The organism is Pseudomonas danubii, from assembly GCF_042980055.1.
Classification (GTDB): Bacteria; Pseudomonadota; Gammaproteobacteria; order Pseudomonadales; family Pseudomonadaceae; genus Aquipseudomonas; species Aquipseudomonas danubii.
In genome coordinates this window covers 2,115,240-2,132,477 of sequence record NZ_CP116502.1, presented here as the reverse complement: position 1 = coordinate 2,132,477, position 17,238 = coordinate 2,115,240, and the positions used below count along the sequence as shown (strand labels likewise).

Sequence of the window (17,238 nt, the reverse complement as noted above, 5' to 3'; positions counted from 1 at the left end):
CTTCGCCCCTTTTTGGTGCCTGCTTAAACGCGATAACGGCTGTTCCAGTTCATCGCAAAAAAAACAGAACCCCGGCGCACCGCTGTAGTCCATTTTCCAGGCCCGCACAAAAAGGGCTTAGCCCCACTCGGCCGCCCGTCCTGTTGACCGGCAACGCCGAGCCCCTGCGATCAAGGAGATAACCATGAAGCGTTCTGCACTGGCTGGACTGTTCATCACCGCCGCGATGCTGGCCTCCCCGGTGTTTGCCGCCGGGCAAGAGGACCTGTGCCAGATCAACCTGCAAAAGATCAAGGATGCCAAGGTCAGCACCGAGGCCATGAGCTCGGACCTGAGCAGCAACATCGACGCCAAGGTCCAGCAAGCCACCGCCGAACAGGCCAAAGGCACCGAGGAAGGCACCAAGAACTGCATCTCCCTGACCACCCAGGCGATCCAGCAATTGCAGAACAACACCAAGGGCGGTCAATAGGCCGATACATAGGCCAACCTTCGGGTTGGCCTTCTGCGCTCGCTTAGCGTAGAATCCGCCCACCTGTTGGTAATGCACAACAGGTTCGGGGCCGTTTAGGATTCGACGCCGGTTGCGAAACTTTAGGTGCATGCCGAGTTGGTAACAGAACTCGTAAATCCACTGTTGCAACTTCCTATAGTTGCCAATGACGAAACCTACGGGGATTACGCTCTCGCTGCGTAAGCAGCCTTAGCCCTTCCCCCCTGGTACCTTCGGGTCCAGCAATCATCAGGGGATGTCTGTAAACCCAAAATGATTGTCATATAGAACAGAATCGCCGTGCAGTACGTTGTGGACGAAGCGGCTAAAACTTACACAACTCGCCCAAAGCACCCTGCCCGTCGGGTCGCTGAGGGTTAACTCAATAGACACGGCTAAGCATGTAGTACCGACAGCGGAGTACTGGCGGACGGGGGTTCAAATCCCCCCGGCTCCACCAACTCAACAAGAAAAGACGTCCTTGGACGTCTTTTTTTGTGCCTGAGATCCAGAAAATACAGGGCCTGGGCGCCTAATAGCGTCCACAGACGTCCGACAAAATCCCCACCTTCTTGTATTCCACAAGGTATTCCAAGCCCTTCAGGGGTAGTTTTTGGAATACCGAATGATGTCATAGAGTGCTGAACCGCCTTGATTTAGTAGACGTATTCGAGTGATTGCATTTGGCTGACTCCGTTGAAAAAGCCGGCCATGGTTTCTGCAGAAGAAAATAATGCGTCCGAAGTTGAGTTCTTTACTTCGGCAAAGGCTTCCGAACTCAGATTTCGGTTAGTCGTTTGCAAAAAAGGCGTTTTAACCAGTCACGATTCAATCCGTTTAGGCAGTCCGATTCTCAACAGAATCTGCAGAATGCTGCTTGCTGTGAAATGCGGTAGCCGACCTAAAGCGAACGCTCTATATGTAATCAAAATGTAGTGCACCTTCGCTCCTCTATTTCGACCGCAGGTCAGTCCTATCCCCCATCCTCCCTCTTGTGCTTACGATAACGGGACAGCGAAATCCCCGTTTGGCGCTTGAAGTAGCGACACAAGTAAGATGCGTCGGCGAAGTTCAGTTCGTCGGCCACACGGCCAATAGCCAAGTCACTGTATGAAAGAAGCGCCTTGATTTCCAAGGTTACCTGCCGATCAATCAGGCCCTTGGGTGTGTCATTGAAAAATGCTTTGGTCAACTGCGACAGGTAGAACGGCGTGATATTCAGTGCGTCGGCGTAGAACTTCACATCTCGGTGGCGCACACAATGTTTGCCTATCAATTCCCAGAAGCGCCAACTGAGCATTTCCTTCCGGCTGAATCCCCTGTTTTCTATTTGGCTGGCTGGAAGTTGCTCGGCTATTTTCAAAAAGAGGTTCTGCAACTGATTGCGCAACATGATGCGTTGGTAGGTGGGGCAGGTCTGCGCAATGTTCCGCATCTGCGTCACCCAGCCCTCTATCAACGGCATGTCGTCCCTGGATGGAACGCAATGAGGATGGTCATGCAGAAATACGAACAACGTATTTGGCAGTGGGTAGGCAACCTCCGCGGCAAAACTTTTCGGCATAAGGCAGAAAAACACCTTGAAGCGGCGCGAGCGACGTTTGAGCAAGGCAATAGTGTCCTCAGCCAGTAGCATCACAGCACCGCGCCTAACCGCATGCTCTTTGAAGTTAAGTGTGAAGTGGGCACTACCGGAGAGGCACACCAGCAGCGTCAAATAAGCGTGACCGAAGGAAAGCGGTAAACCTAGCCCTTCCGCTAGCGTGGTTTCTCCCATCCGCATCAAGTCGCCAGGAACGGAAAGTTTCGGAATGTGATGCATAGTGACCCAGCGCTACAACAAACAAGAGCCAAAATCCTATCACCGCTTGGCGCAGCTGTTTCTAAAAGTACCGAAAAAGCCGAGGTACTGACGTGTACCGATGATATGCCTCCCAATACTCTGTCCTGAACGAATCAATCCATTACGAGTACAGGACATGACACTTAAAACAGAACGACTCTTGCTGCGCCCCTGGCAGGACACAGACGCCGATGATCTATACGAATATGCCAAAGACGCCCGAGTCGGCCCTATCGCTGGCTGGCCCCCCCACACCAGTGTGGAGAACAGTGCCGACATCATCCGTACGGTCTTCAATCACCCCGAGGTGTACGCGGTCGAATTGAAGGAAAATCGCCGTGCTGTTGGTTGTGTGGGCATTCTCATAGGCAGCAACAGCAATTTTGAAATCAGTGAGCAGGAAGGGGAAATCGCCTACTGGATCGGCGTGCCGTACTGGGGTAAAGGCCTGATTCCGGAAGCAGTACGTGAAGTGATGCGACACGCCTTTGAAAACCTGAACCTCAAAGCACTTTGGTGTGGTTACTTCGCCAACAACATCCAGTCCTATGCTGCTCAATCGAAGTGTGGCTTTCGCTTTCATCACACGGAAGAAAACAAATACAACCAGTTCCTCCAAGACTATCGGACAGAACACATTAGCCGTATCACCTACCAAGAATGGCTGGACCATACGAAAGAGTAAGGACACAAACCAAAGGCACCGATGTACGGCGGCCACAACCGACGGACGCAGCCTGGTGACGACGTAAACCGCACGAACGCCGGAGAGGAGTTCAAACCTTACTTGGAACTGCACGGAGAGCTAACCGGAATCCCCCCCGCCGCCGCAGCACTGCTGCGAACAGCAACAGCAAGAATGCGAAGCCTTGCCGCAGGACAGCGCCGACCTGTTCGCCGCGCTGCTGGTGAAGGCGCAGGATGAACTATATACCCATGAAAGTTAATTGAGCCTCATCAACACCACAACTCAGGAGACTCTATGAAAATCTCACTTACCCAAATAACGCAACAAAACTATGAGGCGATTTGTGAACTGGAGGTCACTGAAGAACAGGAAGACTACGTGGCAAGTAATACCTGGTCGCTCGTTGAGGCTGCGTACAACCCAGGCTACTTCACACGCGCCATAATCGCGGATGGAGAGCCTGTAGGCTTTTTTATGTGGGTGCAGGAATCAAAAGGCAAAGTCTCTATTTGGCGCTTTATGGTGGACAAAGAACATCAGCAGAAATCCATCGGCAGAGTAGCGCTGGGTCTCGCCCTCCAAGAAATAAAACAGATCGCAGATTTGAAAGAAATTGAAATTTGCTACAACCCCAAGAACATCGTAGCTAAAGGGTTTTACTCCAGCTTCGGGTTTGTCGAGGTTGGTATGGATGCAGACGGCGAAGATATGCTGGCGAGGATCAGGATTTGAACTTCGCCAAATACAATCCGAGCTTTGCACAAACGTTCTAATTACCTTCAACTCCAATCGCTTTTGATTCCGAAAGCCCTACGCCATGCAAGCTTTTCCCGACGCTGTACTTCGACGATGAGCACGTGACCATCCTCTACACCGCCGGGGACGCACTTCTCGCCGTGGCGCAAGCGCTAGACGATATCGGGGTTCCTGGTAGCCAACCAAACGAAGCATCAACAAAGCGCGCCTTGTGCGGGCTTTGTTGATGCTGGCCTTAACGTTCAGCCACCATCGCCAACCGCCCCTCCCCACTCTCACGGACCGAGCATTGGTTGCCCCAAAGCCGCGTTAAGTCTCTTTCTATTGTGCGAACTTTCCTAGAAACTCCTAGCCGCTTGCGCCTACCCCCTCACCCTGGCTAGCCTCGATCCGTCACTGCACATTCAGTGACCGGGTTTAGCAGCTCGTAATCGATTAGGCGCACAGCGCCGCCATCTACGTGGCGTTTTTTGGGCTCCGTTTTATGGCGGCCGTGCGCAGGGCACCTTCGGGTGCGCCGGGTTCCTAATCGACCGGTACTGCTAACCTGCGAACGGCCGCCACCCCATCGTTTAGCAGCGACGGTGAAGGCTCCTACCATCGATTAGGAGTTACGCCATGAAAAAGCTCGTCCCCGATCCGCCCCTCACTGCTGCCCAGCGCGGCAGAAACCCCGAACACGATCTGGCCAATCAGCAGATCCGGCAGAAACTGTCACTTCAGCCTGCCGATGCCTCTCTGATCCAGTCGCTGAAGAAAACCATCAGTACCCCGGTGAGTCGCGATTCTCTGTTCTCGGTACGCGGCGGCATCAACGCCGAAGAAGCCCTGCTCCACGTCTCCCTGCTGCTCAAAAGCGCCGAGGAAGTCTCCGATGAAATCACCGAGCGCGGCAGTGGCATCGAGCGCGGTCTGATCTGGTCCCTGGTGCACTCGGTGGAGATGGCGCGAGCGGTGGTAGATGCCTTGCTCGATGGCAGTCGCCACAGGCCCTAGAGGTAGCAAGCCTCGTAAAAGCACAGCGCGGCAGCACGACCTACCGCGCTGTTTTGTAGCGGTCGAATGAAACCGGACACGCACTCAGTCGAGAATGCGCGCCCGGTCCAGGTGTCTGATGCCTCAACAAGGCTGCTGTCCATCGGGATCTAAACCTGCGGACCAGCAGACACCTGCCCGCGGGTTTTCCACAGCGATACCAGCACGCCGCCCAGCAGCAAAGCCAGGGTCACACTCAAGGAAATGACCGCTGGAATCTTGCCGATGATGCCGACCATGAAGATCTTGCCGCCGATAAACACCAGCACCAGCGCCAGGGCGTACTTGAGATAGGCGAAGCGGTGAATCATCGCTGCCAGGGCGAAATACAACGCCCGCAGACCGAGGATGGCGAAGATGTTCGAGGTGTAGACGATGAACGGGTCCTGGGTGATGGCAAAGATCGCCGGGACGCTGTCCACCGCGAACACCAGGTCGGCGCACTCGATCAGCACCAGGGCCAGGAACAACGGCGTGGCCCAGACCACGGACGTACCACTGGCATCGGCCTGGCGGACGAAGAAGCGCCCTTCATGCAGGCGATCGGTCACCCGCATGTGCTTGCGCAGGAACTTCACCAGCAGGTTTTCGCTGAGGTCGGGGTGATCATCGAGCTTGCTGAACAGCATCTTTACCCCAGTCAGCAGCAGGAAGACGCCGAACCCATAGAGAATCCAACTGAACTCGGCGATCAGCGCCGCACCGAGGCCAATCATGATGGCGCGTAGCACTATCACGCCGAGAATTCCCCAGAACAGCACCTCATGCTGATACTGCCGCGGAATGGACAGAAAGCTGAAGATCATCGCCATCAGGAACACGTTGTCCATCGACAACGATTTCTCGATCAGAAAGCCGGTGTAGAAATCCATCCCGGCGTCACCGCCCTTGACCTGCCAGACCCAAAGGCCGAACAGCAAGCCAGCCGCGATGTAGCCCGCAGACAGCAGCAGACTTTCACGAACGCCGATTTCTCGATGCTCACGGTGTAACACCCCAAGGTCGAAGACCAGCAGGCCGACAACGATGCTGATAAACGCGAACCAAAGCCACGTAGCGGTGCCGAGAAACTCAGCAAAAAAGAAGGATTCAAGGGCTGTCATGAGTGCGCCTCCCAGTGTCGAAGTTGTACAAACTGCAACTCCGACATGGCAGCGATTAGCTGTCAGAGGGGCCCGGCGTTGTGAGGAAAAAACTAAATAGCCGCATGGGGTTTCGCAACAATGCAAGAGTTGCAAGTTATGTCTATTTGCAAGACCTCAGTGGCGCTCATCACCTGGCGCCAGCGCACTCGGCGGTCGCCAGTCTGCGGGCTCAATTCGCAGCGGCATCAGCACCGAAGAAGCCCGCCCCGCGTGTTCTTCCTCAAGGGCTCAGGGCCCGCTCCATGATCAACGTCAGCTCCTCGCCCTCGTAATGCTCGCGTACCCGGACAAAACCCAGGCGTGCATAAAAGCCTTCGGCGGTGACCGATGAGGGCACCACCAGCGAGGTCAAACCCGAGTCCAGCGCCGCCTGCTCGACCGCGGCCATCAGTTGCCGGCCCAGGCCATGGCCGTGGTACGCCGGATCGACAAACACCGAACGCACCGCGCGCCCGTCGAGGCTGGCGGTGCCCAGCAATTCCCCGTCCACCAGGGCGACGAACATCTGCCGGCGCTGCATCAGTTGGCGCACGGAATCGGTGGTGAAGCTGGCCTGGACCCGCTCGATCACACTGGCGGGATAGTCCTGGGCATTGCTGGTGAGCAAGGCCGCCAGGATCACTTGGCTGACCCTCGCGGCATCGGCCTCTAGGGCCGGACGCACTTGGCATTCCATGACCACTCCCTGGTTTCAACGCGGATCGCAGTGGCCAAAAATACGACCCGCACCACTCGCTGCCAAGGACTTACTGCAACTGAAACACCAAACAGGGATTGTCATTCAAGCGCCCCTCGTACACCGGCTGCTGGTTTTCCAGCGAGGTGCCCTGGAGCTTCTCTCGATCCTTGCGCGCCACGATCACCCAGGAGCCGTGGGGCAATGTGTCCAGTTGTCCGGGGGCATCGCCGCTGACAAACAGCGGCTGTTCGTCGTGGTCCAGGTTCATCATGTAGCGCACGGCCCAGGTGTCCTGGCCCAGATTGAAGAACACCAGGAGGCCGTGTTCGGCCGCGCGCCGTTGCTCCACCTGGGAAACAAAACCCTGGGTGTCGAATTGCAGGTCCTTGGCCGGGTCCACCACCGCCACCAGCAGCGTCCATTGCGCCGTCAGGGCCAGTCCGCTGAGCAGTACCAGCCGCCGGCCGAAACTGCCCAGGGTCTTGCGCCAGCAGTACAGCGCCAGCAGCTGCAACAGGACAAAGATCGCGATCAGCAGCGGCATGGACACCGGCGGCCAGTAACCGTGTTTGTGCCAGCTGTGTTTAAGGACGAACAGCACCAGGATGCACAACCCCGGCAACAAACCCACCAGCCACAGGTAGGCGCTGCGTACTTTGTCCAGCCGGCCCCGGACCATGAGCAGGCCGTAGGCGGCAACCGCAGCGAACATCGGCACCATGGGCAAGATGTAATAAGCGCGTTTGAAATGCGGCACCGACAAGCCCAGCAGGATCATCAGGCCGCAGGCGCCAAAACGCAGTACCAGGCGCAGCTGCGGGTCGGCATGGCGCCGGAACACTTGGTGGCGCAGCATCCACAGCGTCACCAGGGCCAGGGGCACCACAGGGAAGTAGCGGTACAACGCCAACTGAAAATAGAAGTAGAACGGCTCGCCACTCTCATCCAGACGCCCGCCCACCTGCATGTGGTAGACCTGCTGCACAAAGGCCTCGCCACCGCTGAGATAAGCCAGCTTCAGCAGCAGCCACCAACAGGCTGCCAGCAACAGCAGGCCACTGAAACCGTAGCCGAGCACGCGCTTGAACAAGATACGGCGCGCCTCCTGGGTACGGCTCTCACCCAACAGCCAATAGGTGCAGACCACCCCGCAGACTTCCACCAGCCCCAAGGGCCCACGAATGGCGAAGGCCAGCACGAACAGCGGCAGCACCATCAGTGGCCGCAGCCGCGAGCCACGCTGTTCGCCGCTGTGCAGCAGGTAGAAAGCCCCCAGGCACAGCAGTGAAACCATCTGGTCCAGGCACACCGAGCGGGACTTGTCCAACAGCTGGCTGGTCAGCGCCGTCAGCAGTACCGCGAGCAGCGCCCAGGTGCGCCCCGAAGGCGCCAGCAAGCGATACAGCAACGCCAGCACCCCGGCCGAGGCCAGCGCAGTGGGCAGGATATTGGCCAAGTGATTGGGGGCGCCGAAGGCCTGGGCAAACAGGTAGCTGAAGAAGGTCGCGGTAGCCGGATAGTCCGGATACGGCTGGCCGTAAGTGGTGGGGAACAGGCTCGGCCCGTGACGGAACATCTCCTGCAGAAACAGCGCCCAACGGCCGTCGAAACCCTGGGGCTGCTCGTCCCAGATGCCAAAGGTGAACAGCAGCAGGGCCACCAGGTAGATACCCCAGGACTCAATCCCGAAACGCGTTTCTCGAACCATCTTCGCCCCACCAGAAAGTGCCGTGCCATAAGCTCGGCGTAAGGCTGGACATGGTGCGCGCGATACCCCTGAACGGTGACTGAACGAGGATAAGAAACCCGCCTGCGGCAGCGGCTACAGGGACCGGCGATGCAGGGCCGAAAACCGGCGCCAGTCGAACTGCCCCACTGCCAGCGCCAGCAGGATCAGGCCCATGGATACAGCCTCATCGACCCCGACCCGCTGCCCCAGGATCAACACCGACCCGGCCATGCCGAACACCGGGATCAGCAACGACAAGGGCGCCACCCGAGAGACCGGATACTCCCGCAGCAACAGGTTCCAGCCCCAGTAACAGAAGTGCGTTGCCGCATAGACCTGGAACATCAGGGACAAGGCCGCACTGACAGACACCTGCCCGGCCAGTTGCAGAAACGGCGCACTCCCATGGCTTATCCAGGTCAACGCCAGCAGCGGCAACGGCGCAAACAGGCTGGCCCAGACCACGAAGGCGAACACCTCGCGAACCCCACAACGCTTGATGATGACGTTGCCCACACTCCAGCTGAAGGCGCTCACCAGCAGCAAGGCGTAACCCAGGCTGGTGGCGTGCCCGGGGCTGTCGCCGATGATCCGCAGCAACCCCCACAGCGCAATGGCCGTGGCCAGAACCTGCTGCCAGCGCAGGCGCTCGCCGAACAGCAACACGCCCCAGCCCAGGGAAAAAAAGGCGCTGAACTGGATCAACAGCGAAGCCGTGCCCGGAGCCACGCCCTGCTCAATCCCCAGGTTGATCAGGGCCCACATGGCCACGCCGAAAATCAGCCCGTAGGCCGCCAACCAGGCGAATGCCACAGGCGGGCGAGGTATCAGCAATACCCAGGGCAACGCCGCCAGGGTGAAGCGCAAGGCGGTGAGCAGCAATGGATCGATACTCGCCAGCCCAAGCTTGGTGATGGGGAAGTTCAGGCCCCACAAGGCCGTCACCAGCAAGGCCAGGAACAGGTGTTTTTTCTGCATGTCGCGCGGTCCAGGAAAGGCGGCCGCGAGCAAATCCCCGGCCGGGGCCGAACTATCGCCGGAGCACGCCATGGCCCGCTTGCAGTATCAGGTCAACTATCAGTAGATTCGGGCCATGCGACCTATCGATATCGATCCCTACGAAAACATCCCCCGAGACGCGCTGGTCACGGCCATCGACTATGCGGACGGCCAGTACTTCGCCGAACACCAGCATCGACGCGGGCAATTCGCCTACGCCGCCACCGGGGTCATCAGCGTCTACACCGAACAGGGCAACTGGGTGGTGCCGCCACAGCGGGCCATTTGGGTGCCGGCCGGAGTGACCCATGCCATGCACATGAGCGGGCCGGTGACCATGCTCAACACCTATGTGCGCCCCCGGGCAGCAAAGCGCCTGGGCTTACCGGAGCAATGCGAGGTGCGGGAAGTGTCCGAGTTGCTGCGCCAGCTACTGCTGCGGGCCATGCACCTCCCCACGCTCTACGCCAGGGACGGTGTGCCGGGGCAGTTGATGAACCTGCTGCTGCATGAAGTCGCCAGCATGCCGGCCTTGACCCTCAACGCCCCGCTGCCGGACGAGCCGCGGCTGGCCAGGGTCTGTCGCGAGCTGCTGGAACAGCCATCGCTGGAGTTGGGGATCGATGCCATAGCCGAGCGCGCCGGCATGAGCCGTCGTACCTTCACCCGGCTGTTTCGCCAGCACACCGGCATCAGTTTCGTCGAATGGCGCCAGCAGGCCTGCCTGTTGGCGGCCGTGGTGCGCCTGGGCCAGGGCGAGGCCGTGACCCGGGTCGCCAGCGACCTGGGCTACAGCAGCCCGAGTGCCTTCAGCAGTGTGTTTCGCAAGGTCCTGGGCGAGGCGCCCAGTCGTTACTTTGCCCGGGCCCGGGCCTGAAGGACCCGAGCCTGAGCGAGGCCGTGCTACAGGAACACGGCGGACAACATCCCCAGCGCACCGAGGCAGAAGCCGATCAAGGCGCCGCGCCCGGGCGCCTGCTGGAACAGCGCCCAGATCACCAGCGGCTCCAGAAGCAGCAGCGACGTCACCGAGACCACGGTGATGATCCAGATGTCGCCCACCGCCACGTAACCCAGCCAGTAGGCCGCCAGCAGGCAGATACCGCCCAGGCACATGATCAGCACCGGCAACGCCAGTTCGGCACCGGAGGTGTTGCCGGAATGGGCCAGCCGCGCCACCACCACTTCACTGTAGATGGCGCAAAACTCGCCCAGCACCATCAGCCCTACAGCAGAAACTCCGAGTAATTCTTTGGACATGTAACAAACCCCTTGGTATTGAGAGCCCGATTTTTCAGCTCCCAGGCATTGATCGCTCCGCTAACGGAGCCTGTATCTCGATGCGCAGGGGTACGGGGCAACTCGGTAATCGTCAGGAACTTGAACATGTCCATCTCCTTCTGGGTGGGTGACGCAAGCCGGGCCCGTGAACAGTCGACGGGCCGCTGCCTGTATAAGGGATTTTCTGCCCCGACGTCATCCACCAGAGAACATTGACCGCGAAAAAACCACGCAAACTCCACAATCAAACCGCCTGCTTGCCGATAGCCTGGGTCCGGTCATCCTCAGCCTGAAGCCCGTGCCCACCATGCCCCAAACGTCCAATTCCGTTCGCACCCTGAGCCCCTATCACTGGATCGCCACGTACTTCATCGGCGTTGCGGGACTGGCCTTGGCCCTGATGCTGGTGGTCAATCTGATCCTGCTGAGCACCAGCCAGACGCCGTGGCAATCGCTGCTCAACTCCCTGTCGTTCAGCGTGGCGGTGCTGATGGTGAGCCTGGTGCTGATTACCCTGATCGCCGCCTTGCCGTGCATCCTGTTCTTCTGGCTGGCCCAGCGCTTTACCTGGCGCCGCCTGTGGATCTACCTGGTGAGTGGAGCCCTGGCGGCGCAGTTCGCCATTCCCGTGATGACCCAGCTGCTCCCCGAACTCTTCAACCTCCCACACGGCGTCAGCGCTGCGCTGCACTATTTACAGCTGGCATCGATGTTCGGCGGCTGCGGGGTGTTTCTGGGGGTAGTGTTCTGGTGGCGCAGCGGGCGTCACTTGCGCTGAGCCGAGCCTTTATTCACCACCGGCCCGACGCCAAGCAACCCGCCCCTTGAGCAGGGCCAAAGCAGCCACCCATATAGCGATCTTTTCCATGTCCGTAACAACTCCACCCCAACGCAGCGTGCAGCCAGAGGACTGGTTCGCCGCCTACTTCATCGGCGTCACGGCCATGGCCGTGATCCTGGCCTTGCTGATCATGCTGGCGATGCTGGCCAGCGCCGGCTCGTTGAACGCAGACATCATTACCCAGACGCTGTTCGTGGGCCTGCTGACCCTGGTGGTCAGTGGCGTGCTGATCGGCATTATCACGGCCCTGCCCTGCGCCCTGTTCTTCTGGCTGGCCCAACGGTTTGCCTGGCGCAATGTGCTGATCTACCTGTTCTGCGGTGCACTGGCGGCGATGCCGACCATTCCCGTGGTAGCCAGCCTGGTGCCCTCCAGCTTCTATACCGACCGCTACGAGGATGAACCGCTACCCGACGGTTTGCCGCGCTACCTGCCGCTGGCGCCATTGTTCGGCTGCTCGGGGGCTTTTCTGGGGCTGGTTTTCTGGTGGCGCAGCGGCCGTCACCTGCGCTGATCAACTCCCCAACTCCGCGCGAGCCGGTCCGCCTGAGCCCTCAAGACCGAACCGCACCTTTTCCCCCTACTTGTTCACAATTTGTTAAGAGTTGCCTCCGTATACTTTTGCGCTTGCCCGCGGCCTTCCGGCTGCGCCCCTCGATCTGCCGGCGCAAAACTCATGTCACGACCCGCTCCGCTGTTGTTCCTGCTGGCCTGCCTGCTGTTCTTCTTCGCCCTGGGCAACCACCAGTTGCAAGGTTCCACCGAAGCCCGGGTCGCCGGGATCGCCATGGAAATGCACCTGGATGATGACTGGGTCACGCCGCGCCTGTTCGGCACGCCGTTCCTGGAGAAACCGCCCCTGAGCCTGTGGCTCGACGCCGGCGCCATCCGCGCCTTCGGCGGCACGCCGCTGGCGGTGCGCCTGGCCTCGGCCTTCGCCGGGCTGATCAGCGTGATGCTGCTGTACGCCATGCTGCGCCGCTTCGGCCGGCCGGCCACCCTGGCCGCGGTGGCCGGGCTGATGCTGGCAACCATGGCCAGTTACTGGAGCAACGTGCGCGGCGTGGGTGAAGATGCCCTGCTCAGCCTGGGGGTGACCCTGGCCCTGCTGGCGTTCTTTCAGGCCCAGCGCCGTCAGGCCGAACGGCAACCGGCGCTGCTGGCCTGGCTGGCGTTCGCCGTCGGCATTGCCATCGCCACCCTGAGCAAGGGCATGCTGGGCCTGGCCATGCCAGGGGTGGTGATCTTCGCTTACCTGCTGGCCGACAGCCTGATCGAAAAACGCTTCACCCTCAGCCACTGGTTGCGCCCCGGGTTGCTGACCCTGCTGGGCCTGGTGCCGCTGATGATCTGGCTGTACCTGCTCTACCAGCGCGGTGGCCTGCAAGCCCTGGGCGAAGTGCTGTGGACCAACAGCGTCGGGCGCTTCGGCGGCTCCTTTGTCGAGGCCGGGCACTACGAACCCTTCTATTACTACCTGGCCAAGCTGCCCCAGGCCTTCCTGCCGTGGAACATCCTGGTCTACCTGGGGTTGTGGCACTTTCGTAAAACCCTGGTGCAGAACCGCTACCTGCTGTTCTTCAGCCTCTGGTTGCTGGCGCAATTCACCCTGCTGTGCCTGGCCTCCAGCAAACGCACGGTGTACCTGATGTCCCTGACCCCGGCGGCGGCGGTGCTGGCGGCGGAATATGCCGCGGTGCTCTACCAGCGCCTGGCCCAGCGGGCCCTGGGCACGGGTTTCTGGAGCGCCGTGGGGCGCCAGCGCAAGGGCTTGCTGATAACGCTCATGGCCCTGGTGATCGGCGGCTATCTGGCCAACGCCCAATGGGCTGCGCCCAAGGCCGACCGCAAGCTGTCGTTCGTCCCGGTGACCGACCGGATCATGGCGTTGCAGGGTAGCGGGCACCAGCTGGCGCTGTACCAGGCCAACGAGCGCATCGCCGGCGCCAGCGTGTTCTACACCCAAAGCCTGCTCAAGGACCTGCAGACCGAAGCGCAGTTGCTGGCCTTTCTCGCCGAGTCGCCGCAGCACATGGCGGTACTGGGCGGCGCCGAGGCGCCCAAGCCGCCGTTGCAGATCCAGCAGATCCTCATGGTCGGCCGCCAGGCCTACTACTTCGTCAGCCTGGCGCCCGCCGGCTGACCCAACAAAAACGGCACCTGCTGCAGGTGCCGTTTTCATTTCCAGACCCGCGACGGAGCCCGGCACGGTACGGACTTACTGAGGATTCTTCAGCTTGACCACGTCACCGGAGACCTTGGTGGTGTAGCCGTTCAGGACCCAGGCCCAGAACCAGCTTTCCTGGACCTGGGTATTGATCAGGGCATCACCGCCCTTGGCCTTGATCGCCGCAGTCTGGGCGCGTACGAAGCGATTGTTCTGCTGGATCGGGAACATGCCCAGCAACATGATGCCGGTGGCGCTCCCTTCGCTGTGACCGATGACGGTGTACTGGCTGCTGTCCAACTGCTGGGTTTTCATCGGGGTGCCGGTGCAGCCCGCAAGAACCAGACCGAGGCAGGCAGAGGCAACGACTTTGCTGATGTGCTTCACGACGTAACTCCATGGAGAAAGCGCCCGGGACTCATTTCCCGGGCGCCGGCACTTTACTCGCGCGATACCGTCCTGCCCATCCCCGCCGCCCATACCCCTTGAACCCTTTCCCGCTGATACCCGTCCGCCGCCCTTGAAACCATGACTGCTGCCCAACGACGGGCAATCCCCCCAAGGAGTCAGTCATGAGCATCACCGTTACCACCTCCACCCTGGACCAGGCCGTCGCCCAGAAGCGCTTCGACGATGCCTGCCGCTACCTGCGCCAATCCGATCTGGCCAACTTCCTCCTCGACGAGCTGATCGCCGTCAAAGAGGAACTGACCGTGGAAGTCACCAACTCCTCGGCGGCGGACAAGACCGACCGCTGGATTCCTCCGGCCGCCAACTCCACCACGTCCGCCGGACGCGTGGTGTGGAACCTCAAGTCCCAGGTGTACGCCATCGAGAAACAATACAAACAGCCGGACCTGAGCAACTTCCAGAAATTCCTCGCGCTGTTCGCCAGTGACCGGGTCGAGCGCCTGTCCCCGGCCCTGGTGCTGATGCATGAGTTGGGGCACGCCTGCCAGTTCCTCACCAACAAGGCCGAGTTCCGCAAGCAACTGGCGGACAAAAACATCCTTGAAGTGGAAAACATCAACGTCAACGCCATCGAGAACACCGTGGCCAAGGAGCTGACGGCGAAAAACAACAAGGAAGGCCTGCGCTGGGACTACCTCGACGCCCGCTGAGCCTTGTCCCCCGGCGATGCCCTGTCGCCGGGGTCCTCCCTGTGTTCGTGTCGGGCCCTAGCGGCCTGCAGAAGGAGTTGCCCCATGTTGATTCTGCGTTCACTGATCATCGGCCTGAGCCTGTTGGCCAGCGCCGCCCACGCCCTGGAAACCACCAGCACCCCGGCCGAAACCCTGAAGGCCTACGCCGCCACCCTGGGGAGCACCGCCGGCAGCAGCCAATGGCAGCAGCTGTGGAAACGCGCCCGGGACCAGGGCGCTTTCAATACCGCGGGCGAACAACCGCGCTTCACCATCACCCAGGACAAACTGCCGGACATGGCTCGCACCACCTTGAGCAATGCCAGCAGCGTAACCGCGCAAAACACCACCCAGGCGCTGTACCGCCATGAGTTTGCCACGCCCATCGGCCAGGCCCAGGGCAAGTCCCTCAAGGCGCTGTGCCTGTTGGTGGATTGGCGTTCGCTGCCCACCGGCACCCGGCCCGATGACACCAGCCACATGGGCAGTGCGAGCCTGCTGCAAATCATCCCCTGCCCCTGAAACCGACAAGCCGCCCAGGCCGTTAGTCTGGGCGGCAACGGCTCATGAAGCGATCTGCGAGCTCAGCAGATCGGCCTCCTTGCGCCGACGAGTGCCGTAGCTGTCGCCAAAGTTACGCAGGTTGGCCAGGGCACTGGACCAGTCGCGGGCCACCACCTGGGCCCAGAACTTCGGCGTGCGGCTGGCCAGGTCGCCGTACTGAAAAGCCACCGAGGCGATCACGGTCTGCATCGGTGCCGGCAGTTGGGCGAAATCCACCCCGCTGGCCTTGGCGTAGTTCGCCGCCAGGCGATCGACAAAGGGCGCCTTGAACGCCTCATCGATCAGCTCGGCCTCGTCACTGCCGATGCTCAAGGGCTGGCCATCGAGAAACGCCTTGGCCTTGAGCCCTGTCAGGCCCAGGTAGGGCGTCAAGCGCCGCACCAGATCTGCCGGCAGATTGAGCGCCTGCAAATCCTTCACCCCTCGCTGCCCCAGATCGAAGCCCGTGCCCACCGTGACCCCGCTCTTGCTGTTGGCCGCATCAGGCACATAACCGCGGGTCATGGCACCGCCTTCCAGAGCGGCGATAAAACTGAAATCAATCGCATAGCGTGACATGGATATTTCCTCCTCCAGTTGAAGAAAATCCAGTGCATCACCAGCGACCGATACAACATCAGAATGTAATAGTTCCCTTTAATAGGGGGGAAATTTCCCACTGAACAGAGGACGACACACCTCCTTAGGATCGAACCAGCTGTATTCATAATTCCAAGGAGGTACCAAATGGACGTGAAAGACCTCAGTCTTATCGATATTCGCCAGCTACCCCATTCACTCCAGGCCCTCATCGACTGCATCGGCCTGGAAAACGCCTACCGCCTGACACGTGAATACGGCGGCCGTCCTAAGTACATCCCCAAGCACGCCGAGCGCACTTCGCTGGCGCTGATCCTGCCTCCCGATGCTCTCAACGCCCTGATCGAACGCTTCGCCGGACTGGCCCTGGAGATCCCCAAGGCCGACCACTTCTGCCGGCAGATCCGCAATCAGCACATCCAGCTGGAAAGCCTGGGAGGCATCTCCCGCAGCGTCCTGGCAGACAAGTACGGCCTGAGCCTGCGGCAGATCGGCAACATCCGCCGCCTGGAAGCCAACACTCACCGGTAATCGATTCCCGCTGAATCGGCGGCGCGGGCTTGCTTAAGGTGCAAGGGCGCAACTCGCGCATAAACGATAAGGAGATTGACCATGCCAGATATCGACAAGGGCTTGATCGGCGGCGTGATTGCCGCCCTGCCCCTGGACAAGATGATCACCGGTCCGTTGATGGCAATGATCCAGGCGCAGGTCGCCGCGAGCAAAGCCTATGCAGACTTCCTCATGGGTGTGTGTATCCAGAACGGCCAGGCGGTATCGGTGCAGTTCGACTACGACGAAACCCTGGTGGATGACCAGGGCGTCTACAAGGGTACGGTGAAGAAGTCGATGCGCATCCCGCTGCTGGCGGCCATCAGTCACCCCAACATCACCATCGAGGAAGGCTCCATCGAGTTCGAGCTGACCATCAGCCAGATGGCCGAGGACACCAGCTCCACTGAAGCCTCCGGCAGTTTCGAGGCGAAGATGGGCTGGGGCCCGTTCAGTGTTTCGGTCAAGGGTGCGGCGAGCCACAAATCCACGCAGACCCGCAAGACCGACACCCGGGCACGCTACGCCATCAGCACCAAGATCGTCCGCCAGGACCCACCGGAAGCCCTGATGCGGGTGATCGACTTCCTCACCGACGCCGCCACCAAACCGGTGATGCTGCCGAGCGCCACCGCCACCGACACCGACAAGCTGCCCACCGCCAACGCGCTGAAAATGCCCGATGCTCCGGCGGAAAACAGCGGCAACAAGCCCTGACAACCACGCTTGACCCACCCGCCCCGCC

Annotated in this window: 20 protein-coding genes and 1 other RNA gene; 13 read left to right on the top strand and 8 right to left on the bottom strand. The window is 60.3% G+C overall.

Annotated features, from left to right (window positions below):
* The first annotated feature begins 184 nt into the window (after positions 1–184).
* Together PFZ56_RS09885 and ssrA are read left to right on the top strand one after the other, a co-directional pair.
* Positions 185–472: a hypothetical protein gene (locus tag PFZ56_RS09885; protein ID WP_102878316.1), complete on the top strand. Its 288-nt coding sequence runs from the start codon at positions 185–187 to the stop codon at positions 470–472.
* Between the two features lie 87 nt (positions 473–559).
* Positions 560–953, top strand: a transfer-messenger RNA (tmRNA) gene (ssrA, locus tag PFZ56_RS09880).
* 513 nt (positions 954–1,466) lie between these two features.
* Here ssrA and PFZ56_RS09875 read toward each other — a convergent pair.
* Positions 1,467–2,315, bottom strand: a complete 849-nt coding sequence (locus tag PFZ56_RS09875) for an AraC family transcriptional regulator (RefSeq protein WP_102878315.1) — start codon at positions 2,313–2,315, stop codon at positions 1,467–1,469.
* Between the two features lie 157 nt (positions 2,316–2,472).
* Here PFZ56_RS09875 and PFZ56_RS09870 point away from each other — a divergent pair, with 157 nt between their 5' ends.
* The 3 genes from PFZ56_RS09870 (at position 2,473) to PFZ56_RS09860 (ending at position 4,776) form a co-directional block, all read left to right on the top strand.
* A complete protein-coding gene (locus tag PFZ56_RS09870; RefSeq protein WP_102878314.1) occupies positions 2,473–3,021 on the top strand; it encodes a GNAT family N-acetyltransferase in 549 nt (182 codons plus the stop codon).
* 297 nt (positions 3,022–3,318) lie between these two features.
* Complete coding sequence (locus PFZ56_RS09865; protein ID WP_110595974.1) at positions 3,319–3,756, top strand: GNAT family N-acetyltransferase; 438 nt, start codon at positions 3,319–3,321, stop codon at positions 3,754–3,756.
* A 642-nt stretch (positions 3,757–4,398) separates the two neighbouring features.
* Entirely contained in the window at positions 4,399–4,776 is a 378-nt protein-coding gene (locus PFZ56_RS09860) for a DUF6124 family protein (protein ID WP_170001224.1), read from the top strand.
* A gap of 149 nt (positions 4,777–4,925) precedes the next feature.
* Here PFZ56_RS09860 and PFZ56_RS09855 read toward each other — a convergent pair whose 3' ends face one another.
* The 4 genes from PFZ56_RS09855 to PFZ56_RS09840 all read right to left on the bottom strand — a co-directional run bounded on the left by PFZ56_RS09855 (position 4,926) and on the right by PFZ56_RS09840 (position 9,346).
* Positions 4,926–5,918, bottom strand: coding sequence for a TerC family protein (locus tag PFZ56_RS09855; protein WP_102878311.1), 993 nt, complete (start codon positions 5,916–5,918; stop codon positions 4,926–4,928).
* 262 nt (positions 5,919–6,180) lie between these two features.
* Positions 6,181–6,636 (bottom strand): GNAT family N-acetyltransferase, encoded by a 456-nt coding sequence (locus PFZ56_RS09850; protein WP_110595972.1) that lies wholly within the window; start codon positions 6,634–6,636, stop codon positions 6,181–6,183.
* A gap of 70 nt (positions 6,637–6,706) precedes the next feature.
* A complete protein-coding gene (locus PFZ56_RS09845; protein WP_170001225.1) occupies positions 6,707–8,347 on the bottom strand; it encodes a glycosyltransferase family 39 protein in 1,641 nt (546 codons plus the stop codon).
* Between the two features lie 114 nt (positions 8,348–8,461).
* Complete coding sequence (locus PFZ56_RS09840) at positions 8,462–9,346, bottom strand: EamA family transporter (RefSeq protein ID WP_170001226.1); 885 nt, start codon at positions 9,344–9,346, stop codon at positions 8,462–8,464.
* A 115-nt stretch (positions 9,347–9,461) separates the two neighbouring features.
* On the opposite strand from PFZ56_RS09840, the gene PFZ56_RS09835 reads away from it, so the two are divergent.
* Positions 9,462–10,244: a helix-turn-helix domain-containing protein gene (locus tag PFZ56_RS09835; RefSeq protein ID WP_110653090.1), complete on the top strand. Its 783-nt coding sequence runs from the start codon at positions 9,462–9,464 to the stop codon at positions 10,242–10,244.
* 26 nt (positions 10,245–10,270) lie between these two features.
* Here PFZ56_RS09835 and PFZ56_RS09830 read toward each other — a convergent pair whose 3' ends face one another.
* Positions 10,271–10,588 (bottom strand): hypothetical protein, encoded by a 318-nt coding sequence (locus tag PFZ56_RS09830; RefSeq protein ID WP_011059155.1) that lies wholly within the window; start codon positions 10,586–10,588, stop codon positions 10,271–10,273.
* A 367-nt stretch (positions 10,589–10,955) separates the two neighbouring features.
* Here PFZ56_RS09830 and PFZ56_RS09825 point away from each other — a divergent pair, with 367 nt between their 5' ends.
* From PFZ56_RS09825 to PFZ56_RS09815, 3 genes are all read left to right on the top strand, one after another.
* A complete protein-coding gene (locus PFZ56_RS09825; protein WP_222933437.1) occupies positions 10,956–11,426 on the top strand; it encodes a hypothetical protein in 471 nt (156 codons plus the stop codon).
* 88 nt (positions 11,427–11,514) lie between these two features.
* Entirely contained in the window at positions 11,515–12,003 is a 489-nt protein-coding gene (locus PFZ56_RS09820; protein ID WP_170001227.1) for a hypothetical protein, read from the top strand.
* A gap of 162 nt (positions 12,004–12,165) precedes the next feature.
* Positions 12,166–13,632 (top strand): glycosyltransferase family 39 protein, encoded by a 1,467-nt coding sequence (locus PFZ56_RS09815; protein ID WP_170001228.1) that lies wholly within the window; start codon positions 12,166–12,168, stop codon positions 13,630–13,632.
* Between the two features lie 75 nt (positions 13,633–13,707).
* Here PFZ56_RS09815 and PFZ56_RS09810 read toward each other — a convergent pair whose 3' ends face one another.
* Complete coding sequence (locus PFZ56_RS09810; RefSeq protein ID WP_060842421.1) at positions 13,708–14,043, bottom strand: hypothetical protein; 336 nt, start codon at positions 14,041–14,043, stop codon at positions 13,708–13,710.
* 185 nt (positions 14,044–14,228) lie between these two features.
* Between PFZ56_RS09810 and PFZ56_RS09805 the strand changes: the two genes are divergently transcribed.
* Both PFZ56_RS09805 and PFZ56_RS09800 read left to right on the top strand, forming a co-directional pair.
* Complete coding sequence (locus PFZ56_RS09805) at positions 14,229–14,777, top strand: hypothetical protein (protein WP_249735472.1); 549 nt, start codon at positions 14,229–14,231, stop codon at positions 14,775–14,777.
* 84 nt (positions 14,778–14,861) lie between these two features.
* Positions 14,862–15,320, top strand: a complete 459-nt coding sequence (locus tag PFZ56_RS09800; protein WP_102878303.1) for a hypothetical protein — start codon at positions 14,862–14,864, stop codon at positions 15,318–15,320.
* 42 nt (positions 15,321–15,362) lie between these two features.
* Here PFZ56_RS09800 and PFZ56_RS09795 read toward each other — a convergent pair whose 3' ends face one another.
* Entirely contained in the window at positions 15,363–15,920 is a 558-nt protein-coding gene (locus tag PFZ56_RS09795) for a pesticin C-terminus-like muramidase (protein ID WP_102878302.1), read from the bottom strand.
* 168 nt (positions 15,921–16,088) lie between these two features.
* Between PFZ56_RS09795 and PFZ56_RS09790 the strand changes: the two genes are divergently transcribed.
* Both PFZ56_RS09790 and PFZ56_RS09785 read left to right on the top strand, forming a co-directional pair.
* Positions 16,089–16,472: a transcriptional regulator gene (locus PFZ56_RS09790; protein WP_102861053.1), complete on the top strand. Its 384-nt coding sequence runs from the start codon at positions 16,089–16,091 to the stop codon at positions 16,470–16,472.
* An 81-nt stretch (positions 16,473–16,553) separates the two neighbouring features.
* Positions 16,554–17,210: a DUF2589 domain-containing protein gene (locus tag PFZ56_RS09785; RefSeq protein WP_102878301.1), complete on the top strand. Its 657-nt coding sequence runs from the start codon at positions 16,554–16,556 to the stop codon at positions 17,208–17,210.
* The last annotated feature ends 28 nt before the right edge of the window (positions 17,211–17,238 follow it).

Bases quoted from the DNA above. Each gene is read 5' to 3' on its own strand.
- PFZ56_RS09885 (WP_102878316.1), top strand. From the start codon at position 185: ATGAAGCGTTCTGCACTGGCTGGACTGTTCATCACCGCCGCGATGCTG.
- PFZ56_RS09875 (WP_102878315.1), bottom strand. From the start codon at position 2,315: ATGCATCACATTCCGAAACTTTCCGTTCCTGGCGACTTGATGCGGATG.
- PFZ56_RS09870 (WP_102878314.1), top strand. From the start codon at position 2,473: ATGACACTTAAAACAGAACGACTCTTGCTGCGCCCCTGGCAGGACACA.
- PFZ56_RS09865 (WP_110595974.1), top strand. From the start codon at position 3,319: ATGAAAATCTCACTTACCCAAATAACGCAACAAAACTATGAGGCGATT.
- PFZ56_RS09860 (WP_170001224.1), top strand. From the start codon at position 4,399: ATGAAAAAGCTCGTCCCCGATCCGCCCCTCACTGCTGCCCAGCGCGGC.
- PFZ56_RS09855 (WP_102878311.1), bottom strand. From the start codon at position 5,918: ATGACAGCCCTTGAATCCTTCTTTTTTGCTGAGTTTCTCGGCACCGCT.
- PFZ56_RS09850 (WP_110595972.1), bottom strand. From the start codon at position 6,636: ATGGAATGCCAAGTGCGTCCGGCCCTAGAGGCCGATGCCGCGAGGGTC.
- PFZ56_RS09845 (WP_170001225.1), bottom strand. From the start codon at position 8,347: ATGGTTCGAGAAACGCGTTTCGGGATTGAGTCCTGGGGTATCTACCTG.
- PFZ56_RS09840 (WP_170001226.1), bottom strand. From the start codon at position 9,346: ATGCAGAAAAAACACCTGTTCCTGGCCTTGCTGGTGACGGCCTTGTGG.
- PFZ56_RS09835 (WP_110653090.1), top strand. From the start codon at position 9,462: ATGCGACCTATCGATATCGATCCCTACGAAAACATCCCCCGAGACGCG.
- PFZ56_RS09830 (WP_011059155.1), bottom strand. From the start codon at position 10,588: ATGGTGCTGGGCGAGTTTTGCGCCATCTACAGTGAAGTGGTGGTGGCG.
- PFZ56_RS09825 (WP_222933437.1), top strand. From the start codon at position 10,956: ATGCCCCAAACGTCCAATTCCGTTCGCACCCTGAGCCCCTATCACTGG.
- PFZ56_RS09820 (WP_170001227.1), top strand. From the start codon at position 11,515: ATGTCCGTAACAACTCCACCCCAACGCAGCGTGCAGCCAGAGGACTGG.
- PFZ56_RS09815 (WP_170001228.1), top strand. From the start codon at position 12,166: ATGTCACGACCCGCTCCGCTGTTGTTCCTGCTGGCCTGCCTGCTGTTC.
- PFZ56_RS09805 (WP_249735472.1), top strand. From the start codon at position 14,229: ATGAGCATCACCGTTACCACCTCCACCCTGGACCAGGCCGTCGCCCAG.
- PFZ56_RS09800 (WP_102878303.1), top strand. From the start codon at position 14,862: ATGTTGATTCTGCGTTCACTGATCATCGGCCTGAGCCTGTTGGCCAGC.
- PFZ56_RS09795 (WP_102878302.1), bottom strand. From the start codon at position 15,920: ATGTCACGCTATGCGATTGATTTCAGTTTTATCGCCGCTCTGGAAGGC.
- PFZ56_RS09790 (WP_102861053.1), top strand. From the start codon at position 16,089: ATGGACGTGAAAGACCTCAGTCTTATCGATATTCGCCAGCTACCCCAT.
- PFZ56_RS09785 (WP_102878301.1), top strand. From the start codon at position 16,554: ATGCCAGATATCGACAAGGGCTTGATCGGCGGCGTGATTGCCGCCCTG.